General features: G+C 39.3%; 14 protein-coding genes, 2 pseudogenes and 2 riboswitches. Of the genes and pseudogenes, 7 read left to right on the top strand and 9 right to left on the bottom strand.

Annotated elements, in window-relative coordinates; all coding sequences use genetic code 11:
- Positions 1-50 precede the first annotated feature (50 nt).
- The 3 genes from KP78_RS08215 to KP78_RS08205 all read right to left on the bottom strand — a co-directional run bounded on the left by KP78_RS08215 (position 51) and on the right by KP78_RS08205 (position 3,916).
- A complete protein-coding gene (locus tag KP78_RS08215; protein WP_041087997.1) occupies positions 51-1,331 on the bottom strand; it encodes an acetylornithine deacetylase in 1,281 nt (426 codons plus the stop codon).
- Positions 1,332-1,436: 105 nt separating this feature from the next.
- Positions 1,437-1,540, bottom strand: a riboswitch (TPP riboswitch).
- Between the two features lie 797 nt (positions 1,541-2,337).
- The gene (locus tag KP78_RS08210; protein ID WP_041087996.1) at positions 2,338-2,982 is read right to left on the bottom strand and encodes an alpha/beta hydrolase; all 645 of its coding nucleotides are present in this window, start codon (positions 2,980-2,982) and stop codon (positions 2,338-2,340) included.
- Positions 2,983-3,175: 193 nt separating this feature from the next.
- Positions 3,176-3,916 carry a GTP cyclohydrolase II gene (locus KP78_RS08205; protein ID WP_041087994.1) on the bottom strand — a complete coding sequence of 247 codons (741 nt, stop codon included), beginning with the start codon at positions 3,914-3,916 and terminating at the stop codon, positions 3,176-3,178.
- 213 nt (positions 3,917-4,129) lie between these two features.
- Here KP78_RS08205 and KP78_RS08200 point away from each other — a divergent pair, with 213 nt between their 5' ends.
- Positions 4,130-4,675 (top strand): cupin domain-containing protein, encoded by a 546-nt coding sequence (locus tag KP78_RS08200; protein ID WP_041088084.1) that lies wholly within the window; start codon positions 4,130-4,132, stop codon positions 4,673-4,675.
- A gap of 105 nt (positions 4,676-4,780) precedes the next feature.
- Here the strand turns inward: KP78_RS08200 and metE are convergent, their stop codons facing one another.
- The gene (gene metE / locus KP78_RS08195; protein ID WP_041087992.1) at positions 4,781-7,075 is read right to left on the bottom strand and encodes a 5-methyltetrahydropteroyltriglutamate--homocysteine S-methyltransferase; all 2,295 of its coding nucleotides are present in this window, start codon (positions 7,073-7,075) and stop codon (positions 4,781-4,783) included.
- 148 nt (positions 7,076-7,223) lie between these two features.
- A riboswitch (cobalamin riboswitch) is annotated at positions 7,224-7,420 on the bottom strand.
- Positions 7,421-7,733: 313 nt separating this feature from the next.
- On the opposite strand from metE, the gene KP78_RS18595 reads away from it, so the two are divergent.
- Entirely contained in the window at positions 7,734-8,651 is a 918-nt protein-coding gene (locus KP78_RS18595; protein WP_052474708.1) for a PAS domain S-box protein, read from the top strand.
- 33 nt (positions 8,652-8,684) lie between these two features.
- Positions 8,685-8,933 (top strand): nitrilase-related carbon-nitrogen hydrolase, encoded by a 249-nt coding sequence (locus tag KP78_RS18590; RefSeq protein WP_157841472.1) that lies wholly within the window; start codon positions 8,685-8,687, stop codon positions 8,931-8,933.
- Positions 8,934-9,364: 431 nt separating this feature from the next.
- Here the strand turns inward: KP78_RS18590 and KP78_RS08180 are convergent, their stop codons facing one another.
- Both KP78_RS08180 and KP78_RS08175 read right to left on the bottom strand, forming a co-directional pair.
- Positions 9,365-10,627: an L-lactate MFS transporter gene (locus KP78_RS08180; protein ID WP_041087990.1), complete on the bottom strand. Its 1,263-nt coding sequence runs from the start codon at positions 10,625-10,627 to the stop codon at positions 9,365-9,367.
- Positions 10,628-10,948: 321 nt separating this feature from the next.
- On the bottom strand, positions 10,949-11,293 hold the full coding sequence (locus KP78_RS08175; protein ID WP_041088080.1) for a Na-translocating system protein MpsC family protein: 345 nt from the start codon (positions 11,291-11,293) through the stop codon (positions 10,949-10,951).
- 321 nt (positions 11,294-11,614) lie between these two features.
- Here KP78_RS08175 and fdhF point away from each other — a divergent pair, with 321 nt between their 5' ends.
- The 3 genes from fdhF to KP78_RS08160 all read left to right on the top strand — a co-directional run bounded on the left by fdhF (position 11,615) and on the right by KP78_RS08160 (position 16,197).
- A complete protein-coding gene (gene fdhF, locus KP78_RS08170; RefSeq protein WP_041087988.1) occupies positions 11,615-14,551 on the top strand; it encodes a formate dehydrogenase subunit alpha in 2,937 nt (978 codons plus the stop codon).
- A 15-nt stretch (positions 14,552-14,566) separates the two neighbouring features.
- Entirely contained in the window at positions 14,567-15,043 is a 477-nt protein-coding gene (locus tag KP78_RS08165) for a helical membrane plugin domain-containing protein (protein WP_041087986.1), read from the top strand.
- An 89-nt stretch (positions 15,044-15,132) separates the two neighbouring features.
- On the top strand, positions 15,133-16,197 hold the full coding sequence (locus tag KP78_RS08160; RefSeq protein ID WP_041087985.1) for a P-loop NTPase: 1,065 nt from the start codon (positions 15,133-15,135) through the stop codon (positions 16,195-16,197).
- A 92-nt stretch (positions 16,198-16,289) separates the two neighbouring features.
- On the opposite strand, the gene KP78_RS08155 is transcribed toward KP78_RS08160, so the two are convergent.
- The 3 genes and pseudogenes from KP78_RS08155 to KP78_RS20630 form a co-directional block, all read right to left on the bottom strand.
- On the bottom strand, positions 16,290-16,574 hold the full coding sequence (locus KP78_RS08155; protein ID WP_041087983.1) for a hypothetical protein: 285 nt from the start codon (positions 16,572-16,574) through the stop codon (positions 16,290-16,292).
- Positions 16,575-16,617: 43 nt separating this feature from the next.
- A complete protein-coding gene (locus KP78_RS20635; RefSeq protein ID WP_041088078.1) occupies positions 16,618-16,968 on the bottom strand; it encodes a winged helix-turn-helix transcriptional regulator in 351 nt (116 codons plus the stop codon).
- 6 nt (positions 16,969-16,974) lie between these two features.
- Positions 16,975-17,295 (bottom strand): annotated as a pseudogene (locus tag KP78_RS20630) (winged helix-turn-helix transcriptional regulator); the annotation flags it as partial.
- Positions 17,296-17,474: 179 nt separating this feature from the next.
- On the opposite strand from KP78_RS20630, the pseudogene KP78_RS08145 reads away from it, so the two are divergent.
- Positions 17,475-17,666 (top strand): annotated as a pseudogene (locus KP78_RS08145) (iron-containing alcohol dehydrogenase); the annotation flags it as partial.

Here is a 17,666-nt window from a genome sequence, read left to right as displayed (position 1 = left end):
TAAAAATTAACAATGGACTTTAACATAGCTTATTATTAAAACTTGTACAGTTATGAACTTTTCTTTGTAAAAGACCATTCATAAATAAATGCTAATATGACTTTTGTGTACTCCAGCAGCTGTTCAATCGATACTTGTTCATTGACAGCATGAGCGTTGTTTAAATCACCCGGACCGTAGATAACCGTTGGAATGCCGGCTTCTCCGAGCCATCCTCCGTCTGTCACTGTAGGGGACACATCAATAATCGCATGTTGCTTGCTGATATGCTCATGGGTACTCGCCAATAGCTTAACACCTGCATGATTTGGATCAATTTCAAGTGAAGGAAAAATCTCACCGCGATCCTCAATCATTGATGTACCGCCCCACTCAAATGTCGGCAGATTGTCTCTCAGCCACAAATCCGCCTTTGCGATCCCGAGAATATGCTCTTCTATTTCTGTTGCCACCTGTTCATGTGATTCATCAGGGTAATAGTGAACAGTGATCCATAGCCGGCATTCATCCGCGATAAAAGCGGCGTGTCTTCCCCCTTCAATCACAGCTGGATTAATCGTGTTGGTTCCCGGCAGAAACCCGGGGTAGCTCTTGGTCACAGCCCAATGGCGTTCCAGTTCCTGCAATCCCTCAATCACCTTCATCATTTTTTCAATGGCGCTTGCACCAGAAAGTCCTCCACCAGCATGGATCATGCTTCTTCTCGTAGCGTCATGGAAGGTTTTCTCGCTTTTCACCGTAATCCACCCGGTTATCACGCCGCCTTGTCCCTGAATATGTAAGTCACTTGTATCGACGACGACCGCAAAATCAGCCTTGTAGCCGCGTTTGCAGCATTCCCACGTACCCGCTTCTCCTACTTCTTCGCCAATGACTGATTGAAATATGATATCCCCTGGCAGCTTAACTCCTGCATCATGTAATAGCTGAAAAGCAAACATCGCCCCTGCCAGACCGCCTTTCATGTCTGCAGCTCCACGCCCTATGATTGCATTGTTTTTTACAACAGGGGTAAAGGGATCGACTTCCCACTGCTCAGCTTCATCTACTTCTGCCACGTCAATATGGCCATTAATGATAAGACTTTTATAATTCTCTGAGTCCGTTCCTTCTAAAACACCAACGACGTTTGGATCATTCGGGTATACATCCCACGTATCAATGGTAAAACCGAGATTTTTCATAAAGCCTGCAACAAATTCCTGTGCGTCCTTCGTATTTCTGGCTGGGGGTGCAGGTGTCTTATAGGAAATTAAATCCTTCACTAAATCAATAAGTTCTTCTTTTCTATCGACTACTTGTTTAATTAAGATTGATAGATTCTTATCCATCCAGATCCCCTTCCCTATAATTTTTTGCAACAAAAAACCACTTTCTTTGTAGGAAGAAGTGGTTGTAAACAACGAATGAAATCCTGATGGGATATGATTTTGTTATCAGTCGCTATACCTCTTCCTTTCGCTAGCATTACCTAGATCAAGTAATAAGGGTCAAGACTAGACGTCTCTCTCAGCTTTTCCAAGCCCCCCCAGGGTAGTAAATATTCAATTTTTATTAAAAAGAATAAATTTTTATTTATTCAAGATCACTCTGTTAGTTTTACCATACTAAAATATTTTTTTCAATGAAATAGTCTAAATGCTCTATTGAATTGGGACTAGAAGAAATTTATAGTTTATAACCAATTCTTGTAGTAATTAATAATCTCCTAGAAAAGCAGGTGAAAAAATGAAAGACTGCATAGGCTATGGTTTAGCCAACAAACGATATCCAGTAAATGTTGTATGTGAAAATGATTTTGTCTGTTGTGTTCTGGACCACGAGCCATTTAATGAAGAGCACACATTGATTCTCCCCAAATTAGCATTTTAATGAATTAGAGGATCTAGACAAAGAAACAGCAAATCATAGGATGCCTGTCTCGATTCTCATTTCAAAGGGAATAAAAAGATTGTTTAACCCTGACGGCATTACTGTTTTTCAAAATGGCGGTATCTTTAATGAGCTAGGATCATTATCATCTACATGTTGTAACAAGATTTAAAGAATAGTCCTTTGATGCTTTTTATTCGGAAAATCCCTTTAAAAACAAGCTATGTTATAGAATATTGTTGATTGGAACGGAAGGCGCGAGACTCTTGCGGACTGAAGCGGGAAGCGAGCGTCTGCAGCGGAAATCTACACACACATTTAACAAAGCCATAAATGAAAAGAAAAGGAAAGAATGGTAATCACATCAGACAACTTAAAAAATATGATACAAAATATTCTCTTAGAAAAAACGGATATAAGCAACTAAAAAAGAGAATGCTAAATTAATAACATTCTCTCCTTAATTTAATTCGCTGCATCTTCCAACAGCCAATTAATAAAATCCTCATAGTTTTCACGCGAAACCTCATGTCCGGCAGAATAGGAAGTAAATCGTACGTTCTGACTGCGTGCTTTAAAGAACTCGTAATTATCTTGTCCAAACGTTAACGGAAAAATAGGATCAAATTCCCCGTGTGAAATATAAATGGAGACATCTTCTATTGATTGAATCAGATATTCGTCTTTCACAAAGCCCGGAATATATCCATTTAACGCAACGATTCCTTTAAGTTGATTGCCCATTGTTAACGCAAGGGTCATGGCCAAAATCGCTCCTTGACTGAAGCCAAATAAATATTGATGCTGCTGGTCAATTGGATACGTTTCACCTGTATACTGAATAAAGGATTGTAAAAGCTCTACTGATTGATCAAAGGATGCTCTGTCCGGGTTTCCGATCCCTTTTATCGTAAAATGAGCATAGCCAAACCCTTCCGGAAGCGATCCCCGTACAGCAATAAGAATGAATTGATCCTTAAGCTCCTGTGTTAAACCGAGCATATCATCCTCATTACTTCCTTTTCCATGCATGGCATAGATCACGGGATACTTTTTTCCTTCCTCCATTTTGGCTGGAAGAACAATTTTGTACGACAACGGACTTTTCATGGTTTCATCACCCTTCATTCCTGTTAAAATTGAAGCTTTATATGTCTAAAGTAGTTTATCGAAGCTCGCCCCAAATTTATCCGCACTTCGGGACTAATTTATCATATAAAAGTAGAATTAGATTGTGTTCAATCTAATTCTACTTTTATTCCCTTCCCTCTAAAGCTGCCACATCAACGTTCCCGCTCCTCAATTAAGAGCTTTCTCCAATATGTCCAGAGCGTTCAATTTTCGTTTTTAAGTATTTCTCATTAAACTCGGAAATATCTCCCCATAAAGGTGTTCTCCCAGCTACATTCATGCCTGAACTCTGTAAGGCCTCTAATTTTTTCGGATTATTGGTAATCAGCGTTACCGGCTTGGTTCTTAATGCTTTTAATACTTGAATTGCATCGCTGTAGTCGCGGGAATCATCAACAAATCCAAGGTTTAAATTAGCCTCTACTGTATCGTAGCCATTTTCCTGAAGAACATAAGCCATTGCTTTACTGAACAAACCAATGCCTCTGCCTTCATGATTGGCAAGATAAAATAGCGCTCCAGTACCGTGTTCCACAATCATTCTCATCGATTGCTTTAATTGAAAACCACAGTCGCATCGTTTGCTGCCAAAAATATCACCTGTGTGACAAATGGAATGCATACGGATCAATGCTTCGTCTGCATCTTTAAAATCGCCATACACTAGTACACTGGATTGCTGAAAATCTGCGAGATTAGAGGATGAAAGTTTTTCAATAATTCCTTCCAAGCTATCTGCTACTTCCTCACACTGCAGCCAGCTGTACCATTGGAAAACAACAGTTTCCCCATCCAGGTTCACTGGTAATCGAATGGGTCCTACGAGGTAAGTAGCTCCTACATCCGATTTAATAAGCTGTATTTTCTCTTCCAATATGGACAAAACTTTACTATCTATTTTTGTGCTGATCATGGATTCATGCGCTCCTTTGAATTAGTCGATCATTATATATTAAACTCTCATCTTTACTATCGTTCCTTTAATATTAAATTCAACTAAATATTCCTTATAAGAATCTTTGTTTTTTATAAGATAACAATTTTTGGTGTTGATTGTCAACAATAAATTCGTTAATATGAATATAAGTTTTCTATTAAGAAACTTTAGAGGTGGTTAATCATGAGCATTGATATCGGTTCAAAAATCCGTGCAATAAGAAATAGAAAAAAGATCACAATTGCCCAAATGTCCGAAGAAACCGGGCTTTCAAAAGGTTTTATAAGCAATGTAGAAAATAATAATACCTCCCCTTCCATTAGCACACTGCAAACCATTTCATCATTTTTAAGCGTTCCGCTGCCCTATTTGCTGCTAGAAAAAAAACAGCAAATGTGTGTCGTCAAAAAAGATGAACGAAAGTGTACAACTTTAAGCAAAGGAAATTTAAAAATTGAGCATTTATCCTCTAAAGGCGGCTTACGTATGATGCGTGTTGAATTTCCTCCTGGTGCATCAACTGGCGATGCACATGCACATGAGGGTGAAGAATGTCATTTGGTACTGCAAGGAAGAATCATCGCTGAGCAAGGAGAGGACTCGGTGATTTTGGAAGAAGGAGATTCTTTTAGCTGGAATGCAAGTGTACCGCATTATGTAAAAAACATTGGAGATGAACCTGCAGTAGTTTTGATTGGAATTTACACTGATGTTGAATCTGATCATCTACTATAATCGATCATTATTAAATCTTCATTTCGAAATTGATCTCCCGTGTTAAACCTGAAAAAGAACCTGTTAGGGCCTCCAACAGGTTCTTTTCATTCAGATCGGGTATATTTAAACCTGTTTTTGCGCTAAACTTTGTCGCACTTTGGCTGTAGCTGCAACCATGTTTTTCAGCGAATCGATGGTTTCTGATTCACCTCTTGTTTTCAGACCGCAATCCGGGTTAATCCAAAATTGCTTTGGCCCAAGTACACTTAACCCTCGTTGAATCATTTGAACCATCTCTTCAACATCCGGCACACGCGGGCTATGAATATCATAAACACCTAAACCTATATCATTATGATATGCATGATCTTCAAAGGATGATACAAGCTCACCATGGCTCCGTGATGTCTCAATTGAAATGACATCTGCATCTAAATCTCTGATTGGATCAATGAAATCATGAAATTCACAGTAGCACATATGTGTATGAATTTGTGTTGTATCCTCTACAGAAGAGGTAGTAATTTTAAACGAAGCAACAGCCCAGTTCAAATATTGATCCCATGCTTCTTTTTTCAGCGGCAGCCCTTCGCGAAGTGCCGGTTCATCAACTTGGATCATCGTAATCCCTGATTCTTCAAGTGCTTCTACCTCTTTTCTTAGCGCAAGTGCTAGCTGATAGGTCACTTCACTTCTCGGAATATCATCACGTACAAAGGACCAATTTAAAATCGTAACAGGTCCTGTAAGCATTCCTTTAACAGGCTTATCTGTTAAGGATTGTGCAAAGAGGCTTTCCTTTACCGTCATCGGCTCAACGAATTCAACATCACCATAAATCAGCGGTGGTTTCACACAGCGAGACCCGTATGACTGCACCCATCCATTTTTCGTAAAGGCAAAACCGTTCAGCTTTTCACCAAAATATTCGACCATATCAGTTCGTTCAAATTCTCCATGGACCAGTACGTCTAATCCTAGTTCTTCCTGAAGTTTAATCCATCTTTCGATTTCAGCTTCAATAAATCCTTCATACTTCTCTGCACTCCACTCGCCTTTTTTATAGCTTAGGCGTGCTTTTCTGACTTCCTTCGTCTGCGGAAAGCTTCCGATCGTTGTGGTCGGAAGAAGCGGAAGATCCCATTTTGATTGCTGTTTTTCATTTCTTACATCAAAATCCGAAGTACGCTGTGCTTCTTTTTCTGTGATCGAGGCTACTGCTTCTCTAACAGCTGATCGATTTCTAGCTTCTGATTTCGCTAATGTACGAATGGCGGTTTCATTTGCAGCAAATAAGTGTTTCCCCTGATCACCTATGTTCACAGATTCAGCAAGCTGTACAAGCTCTTCAATCTTTTCATCTGCAAACGCTAAGGCAGACTGTACCGTTGAATCCAAATGTGATTCACTACGTACATTCACAGGGACGTGAAGCAGACTGCTCGATGGCTGTACTAATAGGCGTTCGTTAGGAACAATGGCTGTTATCGTTTGAATCAGGTCATATTTCTTTTTCAAATCTGCACGCCAAATATTTCGTCCATCGATTACTCCGGCTGCAAGCACTTTATCTTTAGGAAATCCATATGCCTTCAGGCTTGCCAATGTTTTTTCTCCACCGTGCACAAAATCAAGACCAATGCCTTGTACAGGAAGCTTCATAACCTCTTCGTACCACTCTACTGCGTCAAAATACGTTTGCAGCATGATGGAGAGATCAGGTGCCGCTTCATTCAGTTTTTTATAAATAAATTCTACTGTTTTCATTTCATCATGCGTGATGGAAGTAACAAGGATCGGCTCATCAATCTGAACCCACTTTACCCCATCCTGTTCAAGCTCTTTCAAAAGCTGCTCGTATAATGGAAGCAACTCCAAAATAAACTGAGGCAGTTCCTTGTCTTCGTAGCCTTTTGCTAATTTTATAAATGTATATGGACCAACAATAACTGGCTTCCCTTCAATGCCAAGCTTGTCCTTTGCCTCACGATATGCCTGAAGCGGTTTATTTTCGTTCAAGCTCATTTTCCCTTTTGAATACTCAGGAACAATATAGTGATAGTTAGTATTAAACCATTTTGTCATTTCACTGGCAGCAGCTTCTTTATTTCCTCTAGCCATCGCAAAATACGTTTCAAGAGACGTTTTTGCTCCAGAAGCTTGGATGCGATCCGGGATAAGCCCAAACATCACAGCTGTATCCAGGACGTGATCATATAACGTAAAATCACCTACGGGAATCAGATCAATCCCTTTATCTTTTTGTTTTTGTAAATGCTTCAAACGAATTTCTTCCGTTTGCTGCAGAAGCTCTTCTTCACTAATTTTTTTTGCCCAGTGGGCCTCCAGTGCTTTCTTCCATTCACGATTTTCTCCAATTCTCGGATAGCCTAATAAACTTGTTTTTAACGTATTCATTCTAAAACCTCCATTTTTATGTATTACTGGCACAACAAAAAAGGCATTCCCAACGATCATAAAGAACGTTAGAAATGCCTAAGTAAAGGGTACACTGCACCCTTGATTGGTCCGCTTCTCTAACACCTCCCTATCTCCCGTAGGTTTAACAGTGTTGTCGAAATAGGCAGGTCTCCTGACTCAAGGATCAATATTAGCTACACCCCTTCCCAACCCAATTGGATCAGTGGTTTTTTGTATACTAATTCCCCTTTTACAGTGGCGGGACCGTGCCGGAATTACACCGAGCTTCCCTTTTAATCCTTGAACTTATTCATTCAAGGAACCTACTTCCACATTTTATGGAGTTTTCACTATCATGCTTCTTCTAAATGTTCATTACACAAATTGTAAGAATATTTTTTGAATTACGAATAAGGGTAACATGAGGATGTAAGGACGTCAATAACACATTTATAAAACAAAAAGTGAGATATAAAAAATAAATAAAACTGCAAAAACCTTCTTTATTATTAAAAGGCACAAGGGCAAAAATCATGTTCTATTATTTATCTCTGCTCACCAATTAAATGTTCCCCTAATATAGAAATTACAACAAAATAAGAACATTATTATCCTTATAAAAAATTCACAGTTATATAGTTAGGAGGAAACTGTCATGCAGTTAGAATCAAATCTAAAAGAAAGTATAGTGAAGATCATCCAAACACCTGTAGTTTCATTTTCAAGAAAACGAATCACCCCTATATATAATCCTCATATGGTTGATCTCTTAGAGCGTAAACATGTAGATGCTTCGGATTTAATTAAATTTGTCATTGGGTATCAAAAATCAAAGTTTAACTTTCAATCTCCCCCGGAAACATTTTCATGGAATCAATTTTCCTTTTATTTATTATTTCATTTTGAAGATACAGCCATCTACGGTGTGAATACCGACCCACATCGTCAATCAGTGGATTCAACCTTACTTGATATGGAAGCGATTTTAGAGAATATTTATGATGTCATCTACATCGCAGATGATAACGGAAAAACCGTACGTGTCAGCTCCTCCGCCAAAGAAATATGGGGGATCCGTTCAGAAGAATTAGTTGGGAGAAGTGTGTATGAGCTAGAGAAAGATGGTGTCTTTAAGCCTTCTGTGACCAGGTTAGTCATTGAACGGAAAGAAAAGGTAACCTCGTTCCAAACTACACAGACCCGCAAACGTTTAATGATTACTGGCATTCCAGTATATAATGCCTCAGGTGATTTCAAACGAATAGTGAATTTTTCTCTTGATATTACAGAAGTTAGAAATTTACAGCAAGAATTGAGTTCTACAAAAAATTCACTTGGAGAATATAAGGCAGAACTTGATAACCTGCGGACTAGAAAAGGAATGAACCAAAAGGTAATCCATCGAAGTAAAGCAATGAAAAAGGTTATACATCTAGCAGAAAAAGTCCTACCAACAGATACACCTATCTTTATACAAGGAGAAGAAGGTGTAGGAAAAAGCTTTCTTACACAACCGGACAAGGTCACCTTAATTCTTTATGTGAGGCTGCCAAACACCTTCAGGTCACCGTAGTAACGGGGATAAATGAAGTTGTTGACCATTATGATGGAAATATATAACTCACTTGTTACAATCGGTGCTAATGGAGAGATTTTAAATGTACATCGCAAATTATTTCCAAGTAATCGTGAAAAATCATTTCACACTAGAGGTGATGCCAGCACCTTAAAAGTTGTTGATACACCAAGTGGACGTGTCGGCGGGCTGATCTGTTATGAACATTTGCAGCCACTTCTTAAATATTCGTTGATTTCACAAGGAGAACAGATTCATTGTGCTTCATGGACGGGATAGCCGGACTTCCCAAGTGGACGTTCAAATAAAGGAGTCATTGAAACGGCGAGTAAAGCCTACGCATCGGAGGGTCAGTGCTTTGTCATTGCATCTTCCTACTATGTGACAAAAGAGCAAGGTGAACAATCATCTCTTCATGCTGCAAGCTGGGACTTTTTTGGGGGAGTGCCATTATTGGTTCAAGTGGAGAATATTTAGCCGGTCCTTTATACGACGAAGAAGGGATCCTCTATGCAGAACTTAATTTTGGTTTAATCCCAAAACGAAAAGCCTCCATCGATACGACAGGGCGTGATTCGTATCCAGAGGGGCTGGAATTAGTTAATTATCATCTTTAATAATTCATAAATAAAAGGGGCTGTTCCATCTATCGTTTTTAATTGACAGATGAGCACAGCCCCTTTTATATGCTAATAATGTTATAAACAAAATTACGACGCTAATTTTTCTTCTTGTTTTTGTTTTTCCGACAAGCGTTTAATATCGAATCGGATTAAAATTGAGACAATTAATGCTGCGATAAATAATCCACCAAATACGGTTAAGCTAGCTGCGTACGTACCTGTCGTATCTTTAACCCAAGCGGCAAACAAAGGACCTGCAAGCCCTGCAGCTGCCCATGCTGTTAAAATATAGCCATGAATGGCGCCAAGCTGCTTTGTTCCAAAAATATCTCCAATAAATGCTGGAATTGAAGCAAATCCTCCACCGTAGCATGTATAGATAACAGCTAGCATTACTTGAAACAATAGTGCTGTACTCGTTTGTGGAAGCATAAAAAATAAGCCGATTTGCAAGACAAAGAATGTAGTGTACGTATTTGTACGGCCAATATAATCAGAAACGGAAGCCCAGCCGATTCGTCCAAGTCCGTTAAAAATCCCTAAAACACCAACTAGAGCAGCAGCTTCAGCTGTCGAAAGCCCAATGGTTTCTTCAGCAAGCGGTTTAGCTGCTGATAAAATGGCAATCCCGCATGTAATGTTAATGAAAAGCATAATCCAAAGGTAATAAAAACGTTTTGTTTTGACCGCCTCATTAGCTGTTAATTGCGCTAAATCTTGTTTCAACTTAACTTTTCCACTGTTCACTTTATCTTTAAAGCCTTCAGGCAGCCAGCCTTCTTCCGGCTTTGCCAAGTAAAGAGAAGAGAATAGCATAACGATAAAGTATGAGATACCTAGTATGTAAAACGTACTCGCAATACCAACAGATTTAATCAGCATATCCATAATCGGGCTGCTAATTGCGGCAGCAAACCCAAAGCCCATGATCGCAAGCCCAGTTGCTAAGCCTCTTCGATCTGGAAACCATTTTACTAGCGTTGAGACAGGAGCGATGTATCCAACTCCAAGACCAATTCCACCTAACACTCCATAGGATAAATATAACAACGGAAGAGAGCCTAACTGAACAGCAAATCCCGCACCCGTAATACCAGCGCCAAAGAAAGCTGCTGCTAGTAAACCTGCTTTTCTCGGCCCGTATTTTTCCACAAAATGACCTAAAAACGCTGCTGATAATCCTAAAAATAAAATAGCGATACTAAATGTTAGCTGTACTTGCTGATTGGACCAGCCAAATTCCTCAATCAATGGATTCGTAAAGTTACTCCATGCATAAACAGATCCAATTGAAAGATGGATTCCCACTGCAGATAAAGCGATTAACCAGCGATTCTTTCCCTTTTTCATACTATAGCTTCCCCCTTTTATCTTGCTTTTCAAACCATTCTGCAATGCTCGGGGCATATCATCCAGCTGCAAAAACTTCAAATAAAAAAGCAACATTCAAAAAGCCTATTGTCATAAGCTCTTTAAAATGTTGCTTAACCTTCCCACATTTTCGTTGCAGGAACGTCAATCATCATGTTTTATAAAATGAAAAATGAGCAGGACTTGAATACTATTTTTCATTAGCTGTATGTTCACAGAAAGTTCACTTGTAAGCGATTCCTATTTTATCAAAAGAAAAATAAGACCGCAACACTTTTATTTAAATACATTCCGTATTATTTATTCGATTGGTTTGTCGAATACGAATACAGAAACAGCGATATCCTCCTCTACCTTAAAGTCAGAAAACAAATGAACGAGCTTTGCTTCTACTATTTCTTCTAACCCTTCAGGGGGCATGTTGGCATATACTTCCTGAATTAATTTAGTCCTTGCCAGGTGAACCATTTCCTTGCCTTCTTTTGTTCGCCCGATAAATTTTTCAGTCGGTGTTAAATTTCCATATAAGGTGGAAATCGCCATGTTTTCTACAAATACCGTATGAATTCTCTCTGGACCTTTTCCTAATAAATCTTTTCGCAATTTTCGAATGATGTCGTTGAAACCGTGTATTTTAGCAGATATCCTAATCATCCCCAATAATTAAATTAACGTACTTAATGATCCCATAAAATATAGTAACATTATTATAATTTTAACTTAATAGTTATTTAGAATTTATTGTTTATTTGTAAAGTAAGCGCTATAATAGGAGTGTTATAGTAGATGGAATCAAAATAGTGATTATCTGTTGTGATTCTATAAACTTTTGAATCGTTAATTATTGGACTGGTCGTATAGTAAGAACTGCTATTAAACTACTCCACTATGAAAACACCTTTCTCTATTTTATAGTAAAGGTTGTTAGCATGGTGGATTTTTTATGTTCGAAAGGAAGGTATCGTAATGGACAACAAAACAGTTAATGTCCTGATTAATGGACAATCGTATGAAGCTCCGGTTGGTGCAACGATCCTGGAAGTGATCAATCAAAATGAGATCGCACACCCTCAAATTTGCTATGTTCCAGAGGTTGATCCTATTCAAACCTGTGATACATGTATGGTTGAGGTAAATGGAAAGCTTACTCGTTCGTGCTCGACGAAGATAATAGAGAATATGAATATTGACCTCTCTTCCACTCGCGCAAAAGAAGCACAAACAGAAGCAATGGATCGGTTACTAGAAAACCATCTGCTTTATTGTACCGTTTGCGACAATAACAACGGAGATTGTAAGGTACATAATACGGCAGAAATGATGGAAATTGAGCATCAAAAATACGAATACAAACCAAAAGTGGATCCTACAGAAGTAGATATGTCTCACCCATTTTATCGCTATGATCCTAATCAATGCATCGCTTGCGGACAATGTGTTGAGGTATGCCAAAATCTTCAAGTAAATGAAACACTTTCGATTGACTGGGAAGCAGATCGTCCGCGCGTTGTCTGGGATGACGGAACTTCCATTGACAATTCCTCTTGTGTCAGCTGCGGGCAATGTGTCACGGTTTGCCCATGTAATGCACTGATGGAAAAATCTATGCTGGGTGAAGCTGGTTTTATGACGGCGATCAAACCGGATCTTCTTGAGCCAATGGTAGAGCTAGTTAAAAAAGTAGAGCCAAGCTACTCCGGTATTTTTGCAGTCTCTGAAGTAGAAGCTGCTATGCGTGAGACCCGTACGAAAAAGACAAAAACGGTATGTACATTCTGCGGTGTTGGCTGTTCATTCGATGTATGGACAAAAGGAAGAAAAATTTTAAAAGTTCAACCTTCTGAAGGTCCAGTTAATGCGATCTCTACTTGTGTTAAAGGAAAATTCGGCTGGGATTTCGTCAACAGCGAAGAACGCCTGACAATGCCTTTAATCCGTAAAAATGGAGAATTCATTGAGTCTACATGGGATGAAGCACTTGATCTAGTAGCAAGTAAATTGGGCGGGATCAAAAATGAATACGGCAGCGATGCACTAGGCTTCATTTCTTCTTCAAAAATTACGAATGAAGAAAACTATGTGATCCAAAAATTAGCACGTCAAGTATTTGGAACAAACAATGTAGATAACTGTTCCCGTTATTGCCAATCCCCTGCAACAGACGGTTTATTCCGTACAGTAGGTATGGGCGGTGATGCCGGAACGATTAAAGATATTGCAGCAGCTGGTCTCGTTATTATTGTAGGAGCAAACCCTGCTGAAGGTCACCCTGTACTTGCTACTCGCGTGAAACGCGCTCATAAATTGCATGGTCAAAAACTAATTGTTTCTGACTTGCGAAAAAATGAAATGGCCGAGCGTTCTGATATTTTCATGAGTCCAAAACAAGGGACAGACCAGGTTTGGTTAATGGCAGTTACGAAATACATGTTCGATAACGGCTGGCATGATCAAAAATTTATTGATGAAAATGTTTTATATCTTGAAGACTTTAAGCAAGTGTTAGATAAATACACACTAGAATATGCAGAAGAAATTACAGGTATTAAGAAAGAAACGATGATTGAAGTGGCAAAAATGATCCGTGATGCTGACGGAACTTGTATTCTTTGGGGAATGGGTGTTACACAAAATACAGGCGGAAGCGACACGTCTGCTGCTATTTCGAATTTACTTCTAGCAACAGGCAACTATCGCCGTCCGGGTGCTGGTGCCTATCCTCTTCGCGGGCATAACAACGTGCAAGGCGCTTGTGATATGGGATCTCTTCCTGGTTGGCTGCCTGGCTATCAGCATATTACAGATGACATTGCTCGTACGAAGTTTGAAAAAGCATACGGCGTGCCTATCAGCGGCAAGCCTGGTAAAGATAATATTCAAATGCTGCATGCCATTGATAAGGGTGAGATGAAAGGGATGTACATCGTAGGAGAAGATATGGCATTGGTTGATTCTAACGCAAACCATGTTCATGATGTTCTTTCAAGCCTTGACTTCCTTGTCGTTCAAGATATATTCCTATCGAAGACAGCCCAATATGCAGATGTCATTCTTCCAGCTGCTCCTTCTTTAGAAAAAGACGGAACGTTTACCAATACGGAGCGCCGCGTTCAGCGTTTGTATCAAGCTCTTCCTACTACTGGGGAATCAAAAGCTGACTGGAGAATTGTCCAGGATATTGCAAACCGTATGGGTGCAGACTGGAATTACTCACATCCAAGTGAAATCTTTGCAGAAATGGCGAGTCTTTCTCCAATATTTGGTGAAGCAAATTATGAAGTACTTGAAGGCTGGAACAGCTTCCTTTGGGGCAGCTTGGACGGCAAAAGCACTCCGCTTCTTTATGAAGATGGATTCAACTTTGCTGATAAAAAAGCACGCTTCGCCCTTTCAGATTGGGTTCTGCCTGCTGAATTCCCTGAAGAGTTCGATCTTAACATTAACAATGGCCGTATATTGGAGCATTTCCATGAAGGAAATATGACAAACAAGTCAAAAGGGATTCAAAAAAAGGTGCCTGATGTATTCGTTGAGGTTTCACCAGCATTGGCAAAAGAACGTGGTGTAAAAGACGGTTCTTTGGTCCGCCTCATCTCACCTTTTGGAGCACTTAAATTGAACGTTATCGTTACCGATCGCGTCAAAGAGAAGGAATTATTCCTTCCTATGAACTCTGTAGACAGAGAAAAAGCGATTAATTTCTTAACAGGACCAGCAGTAGATACACGTACTAATACACCTGCATATAAGCAAACGAAGGTCCGTATGGAATTAATTAATGTCGACGGTGAAATTAAGATTCCTGCTACAAGTCCGCGCAGCAAAAAACGCTACCCGCAAAACGGGGTTGAAGTTGAACGAAAATGGAATCGTCCAGGATATGTACATTTAACGGATAAATGATAGGAGGATCTATCAATGGCATTACCGATTACAATGATCAAAAAAAACGCACAAACTGAAGAACAAATAAAACAGCAAAAGCTAGAAGAATTAACCGCTCTTCTAGCTCAAAATGACGATGCATTAACGAAGACACTTGATATTATTCGTGAATTGAATAATTCAGGCGCTTTAGAGGCAGCAAGCTCGATGCTTCAATCAAAGGAAAAAATCGCAAAAATTGCTGTTGATCAAGTGGGCCGTGAACCGATTACCAATATGATTAACAATTTAATGGGCGCCGCTGGTATATTAACGAATGTCGATGCCGAAGTGACAACGAAGCTCGTTGGCAGTGTGGTTTCAGGCTTACAGCATGGTGAAGAATTCGTACAAAGCGAGAAACAAATAGGCGTAATGGATCTCTTGAAAGTATTGAAGGATCCTGATGCAAACCGTGCCATTGGATTTGGAATTCATTTCCTAAAGGGCATGGGTAAAGAACTAAAATAATAAGCACCTGATATATCCTAAAAACTTCGGTTTTTAGGATATATTTATGAATATCATTATGCTGATCATTTTGAAAGGGGCGTCATTTGATGCTAACAAAAGAAAAAATACTAGAGGCTTTAAAACATGTAGAGGATCCTGAACTGCATAAGAGCGTCGTGGAACTAAACATGGTGCGCAACATTGCTATTGAGGGCACAAATGTTGAACTAGAAGTGGTATTAACCATCTCAGGCTGTCCATTGAAAGCAAAAATCCATGACGACGTCGAGCAAGCCATAATAGATGCGGGAGCCACATCTGTTTCCCTTACCTTTGGAACGATGACACCGGAAGAGCGCGCTGAATTAACCAAATCACTTAAAAAAGAAGCAACCACTGATACTGGTATGCCTGATATGCTGCGTCCTGATTCAGGCGTAAAATTTATTGCTATTACAAGCGGTAAAGGCGGCGTAGGTAAATCAACAGTGACGATTAATCTTGCTGTGGCACTTGCACGTCAGGGAAAAAGAGTAGGTATTCTTGACGCCGATATTTATGGCTTCAGTATTCCAGCTATGATGAAAATTAAACAAAAACCGACGATGATCGATCAAACGGTAATTCCTGTCGTGAGCAACGGGGTAAAAGTTATGTCAATGGGCTTTTTCTCAGCCGATAATAACCCTGTTATGTGGCGCGGTCCTATGCTGAATAAATGGATTCGCAATTTTCTTGTGAATACACACTGGGGACCATTAGATTACCTTCTTCTTGATTTACCGCCTGGAACTGGCGATGTAGCGATTGATGTTGCGGCTATGATTCCGCAAGCAGAGGAAATTATTGTAACAACTCCTCATAATGTAGCTTCATTCGTCGCTTCCAGAGCCGGTGTAATGGCGAAGCATACGAAACACACCATTTTAGGCGTCGTTGAAAACATGGCCTTTTACGAGGAACAGGACGGCTCAAAGAACTATCTATTCGGTCGAGGCGGCGGTGATGCTTTAGCCACAGAGCTTGATAGCCAAGTGATTGCTACCATTCCCTTTGCTTCACCTAAGGAAAATAAAGTAACCTCTGTGTTTGATGAAGAATCATATATTAGCGAAGTATTTTCATTATTAGCCGAGGATATCTCATTTAAAATGGAAGCTGAGAAAGTATAAATGAAAATGGCTCAAGCATTGTTTAGTTCGAACAATGCTTGAGCCTTTTATTTTTGATAGGATACCAGTTATTATGCATGTTAAAACATGAATCATCCTTGTTTTCTAAGCACCTGCTGAAAATAAAATCGGTAGGTATTTCGCAGAAAGGTTTCGATCGGAAGTTGAACCTCTACCTGATATTTGCTCATGATGAAAGGGAAACGTTTCATTCCTTTTTCCCGCAACAGATCATCTTTTTCCGGGTATTTCTCCTTCGTTAATTCTATGATCAGACCTTCCACGATTGGCCAGCACTGTTCTTTCAAATACTGAAGAGCTTCCTTGTCCTTCTCATGCTGGTAGCGTTGAATATATTGATCTAGTTTTGCTTCCATTTTCGTCACCTGCTCACCATTATTTAAATCCTGCTATTCCCTATCATACGATTTGCTCTTTTTTCTTAATATTCTTTCCATAGTTCCTTCCCCACTCTTCAAGCTGTTCTAGGACGGGCATTAAGCTCTGCCCTGTTTCTGTAAGAGAATACTCTACCTTAGGGGGGATAACAGGGTAAACTTCGCGGTGTACCAATCCGCTGCCCTCTAATTCTCTCAGCTGGTTTGTCAGCATTTTTTGTGTAACCTTCGGGATTAGTTTCTTCAGCTCCGAAAAGCGCTTTGTCCCCTTTAATCCCAAATGGCACAAAATGAGGAGCTTCCATTTCCCCTCTATTACTGATAATGTTAGTTCTTTTTCACAATAAAACGTCTTATCTTTTACTGGTGTCAGTTTATTCTTCCCCCATTCATCCAGTTTTTTTAATACCGGCAACAGGCTTTTCCCCAGCTCCGTTAATGAATATTCCACTTTCGGCGGCACCACCTTAAATACTTCCCTATGAACCAGCCCATTTTTCTCAAACTCTCTTAATTGATTCGTTAACATTTGCTGAGTAATATTGGGAATTAGGTTTTTCAGCTCAGTAAATCGTTTTGCTCCCTTTAATCCAAGGTTGCATAAAATGATCAATTTATATTTCCCTTCAATGACAGAAAGGGTTAATTCTTTTTCATAATAAGGGTTATTTATTTTTTTGGTTAATGATTTTGTTGTCATTCCAAACCGCTCCTCATCCATTAGTCTACTTTATGATACTATAACAAAAATTAGTGCCTACTTACATAATATAATCCTAGTATGTATGATAGATTGTATTGATTGAACATATATGAGACACGAAACTTATAAAGAATCACAAGTAACTTATTACATTTTAGAAAAGGAGTTTTAAACATATGAATCGTTTTACAATACCTAGAGACGTATTTTATGGAGAAGGATCGATTGAAGCACTGAAAGATCTTGAAGGTCAAAAAGCTACGATCGTTATCGGAGGAGAATCGATTAAAAAATCAGGCTATCTTAATAAAATTGAATCGAATCTAAAAGAAGCTGGCTTTGAAATTCAGCTGATTGAAGGAGTAGAA

Origin of the sequence: Jeotgalibacillus soli, from assembly GCF_000829435.1 — a bacterium.
Classification (GTDB): domain Bacteria; phylum Bacillota; class Bacilli; order Bacillales; family Jeotgalibacillaceae; genus Jeotgalibacillus; species Jeotgalibacillus soli.
Note: the sequence above shows the minus strand (reverse complement) of the source record. Positions and strands in the feature narration are given on the sequence as shown.